The organism is Candidatus Chloroploca mongolica (genome assembly GCF_004762035.2).
In the GTDB taxonomy this organism is placed as follows: Bacteria; Chloroflexota; Chloroflexia; order Chloroflexales; family Chloroflexaceae; genus Chloroploca; species Chloroploca mongolica.
The window spans coordinates 49438-52428 of sequence record NZ_SIJK02000030.1 but is presented as its reverse complement, the minus strand read 5'-3'; the positions used below and the strand labels follow the sequence as shown (position 1 = coordinate 52428).

The following is a 2991-nucleotide window of genomic DNA, read 5'->3' as shown; positions in this document are numbered from 1 at the left end:
GGGCTAGGGGTCATCGTCGGGCTAGGGGTCATCGTCGGGCTAGGGGTCATCGTCGGGCTAGGGGTCATCGTCGCCGTGGGGAGTGGAACTGATGTGATCTGAGCGGTCAAGCCACGGGTCGTCTCAAGTAACGAGGTTCCGGCGTAGGTAAGATCACTCTGCCGCAAGAGTGATGGCTCACCCAGATTAAAGGCAAGCTCAGTCGTACCTTCATCATTGAGGGCTTGCAAGGCAAACGTGCCTACAACAAACGTACCACTCGGGAAGGGAGCCTGTAGCGCACCAACGACCAGATCCAGGGTACCTTCAGTGTTATTAACCTGACTCAAGAGACGCACAGGTAGGGCCGAGCCTGGTTCAACCTTCAGAATCGCAACCATGCTGGGATCAAAATCGAGGAATGCCGCGACACCGTCAACCATGCTAGCCCCTGCCACCACCTCTATCGTCACGGTTACCGTTGCCCCGGAAGCAAGCGTCAGCGTTGATGGGCTAAGACGTAACATTATTTGAGGTTTGGGAGAAGGTGTTGCTGTTGGCAATTGCGTCGTAGTCGGCGTTGGTGAAGCGGTTGGGGTCGACGTCGTAGTCGGCGTTGGTGAAGCGGTTGGGGTCGACGTCGCCGTCAAGGTCGGCGTCAACGTCGCTGTCGGCGTCGCGGTCAAGGTCGGCGTCAACGTCGCCGTCGGCGTTGGAGTCAAGGTCGGCGTTGGAGTCAAGGTCGGCGTTGGAGTCAAGGTCGGCGTTGGAGTCGCCGTCTCCGTCGGAACCTCGGCAATCTCCAGGGTCAAATCCCTGATTGCTTCCAGGATTGAAGTGCCAGCCCAGGTAAGATCACTCTGGCGAAGTAGGTCGGGTTCACCGCGATCAAAGGTGAGGGTCGTCGTGCCTTCAACGTTCAGGGCACGCACTTCGAACGTGGCGACCGCAAAGGTTCCGCTGGGGAAGGGGGCGTTGAGTGCGCCCACTACCAGATCAACCGTGCCTTCAACGGGATCAATCGTGTTGAGCAAAACCACTGGGAAGGCCGGCCCAACCTGCAAGGACTCAAGCGCCACACGTGCGGGATCAAAGTTGAGAAAGGCGGCGACACCATCTACCGAACGGGCACTGGCTTCGACCTCAATGGTCACGGTTGCAGTTGCGCCTGGCGCAAGGGTTAAGGTAGAGGGATTGAGTTGCAATGTGATTGATGACTCGGCACGGAGCGGGACGAGGGGCCAAGCTAGACCTGCTAGCAACAGCGCGGTCATGAACAATCTGAACCAGAGGAAGGATGACAGGCGACGGATTGGAGCCATAGTAAACCTCAAAACGATAAGTGCTGGTCAGAGGGTAAAGCAAAGCACCACCCTGGGAGCGAGGGCGTCGCGCCCTCGAAGGCATTCCGAGGGAATGCCCTCGGAACGACGGCGTCGTACCCGCCCGGGAGCGAGGGCGTCTCGCCCTCGAAGGCATTCCGAGGGAACGCCCTCGCTCCCAGGACAAGTGTGAACACTTACCCTTCAAACCGGCGGATCAGGGGCAAATAGACCCGGCTACCTGAGCTAGTCAGGGTCAACTGCCACGGCGCTTGATCTGGCGTGAGGGCTTGCCCACGCAGGGTCACCAAGCTCTGACGGAGGGCGTGATCGTCCACCAGCGTGATCTGGGTTCCCTGCGCATCGCGCCGCGCACGGAAGGTCATCGTCGCGAGCGGAACAACCCCGGTCGGCGGTGTTGGGTTGAGCGTCCCGCGAACCAGATTGATCTGCCCCGCAGTGGGCAGCACCTCACGCTGCAATTCCATTTCCAGGGTCGGATCGACGACCAGATCGACCACCTCCAAGACTGCCGGGTCAAAGTCGAAATAGGCCGCAATGCCATCAAGCCCACCCGAAGGCGCTTCAACCGCCACCTGCAACGTAACCTCCTCACCGGCCCTGACATCGCGACGTACCTGCGCAAGCGTCAGCGGTTCCTGGGCCAACCCCGCGCGGCTGGCGTTCAGCACATCTGGCTCACCCGACTGGCCAAAATTGCTTACCAGTAACGAGAAGTCAACGACGCTAATCATCTCATCGCCATTGAAATCAGCCCGTGCATCGTAGCCAGCCGTACCGCTCATGCGCCCGAACGTCCCGGCGAGCAGCGAAAAGTCGAGCACGGTGATGCGATTGTCATTATTTGCATCGCCCGTCGGCAACGCACCCATCTGGATCACCTGGGCCGTATCGCTCAAGGCCAGTGTACGCGCAACGCGCAGCGACTGGGGATGTTTCACGCGCAGGGTATAGGTATCAGACACCACCCCCGGAAGCTGGAACTGCCCCCGATCGTCGGTCGTGTGTTGCGCACGATAGAGCGCCGTGGTCGCGCTCGGCACATGCAGGGCTACTTCAAGCGGCACCTGCAGACGCGCATGTGGTGGTTGAGGGCGTCCTTGAAGCTGGACGGCGACGGTAAAGGGCGCACCTTCAATGACCGTGATCGTTGCAGGTCGGACGTTTTCCAGAAGCGACGCCCCCTGAAAGGTAACATCACTCTGGCGCGGAGCCACCTGGCTTAACGTCAATGCGGTTCCGTCTGGGGCAACCTGTTTGGCACGGAAAGTCACAGTCGCCAGCGTAAAGGTTCCTTGCGGCCACGGTGCTGTGATGATGCCACGAGCGAGATCAAGCGTGCCAGCCGTATTGTCCAGTTTTTCGAGCAAGCTAATTGGGAAAGCGGTACCGGCAACCACCTGCGTGACTTCGAGCACCTCGGGATCGAAGGTCAGATAGGCAGCGGCGGCATCTACGTCATAGTCACCCGTGCGAATCTCAAGCGCCACGTTTATTGTGCCACTCACCGGCATCGTCGTTGCGGCAGGCTTGAGTTCCATCACCACCCCGGTTGCCGGATTGGCGCGGGCCGCAAAATCCTGTCCGGTCACATTGGCGTTGACCGTCACATTGCGTGTCGCTGGCTCAAAGCGATACCCCTCCTTCGTCGGGGTCAGCGTATAGGTTC

Annotated in this window: 2 protein-coding genes; both read right to left on the bottom strand. The window is 59.8% G+C overall.

Annotated features, from left to right (window positions below; genetic code table 11):
- Positions 1-1301: cohesin domain-containing protein (locus EYB53_RS16130; RefSeq protein ID WP_371879123.1), on the bottom strand; the 1301-nt coding region annotated here is incomplete at its 3' end.
- Between the two features lie 197 nt (positions 1302-1498).
- The coding region (locus EYB53_RS16125; protein WP_167857440.1) for a cohesin domain-containing protein at positions 1499-2991 on the bottom strand (1493 nt) is incomplete at its 5' end.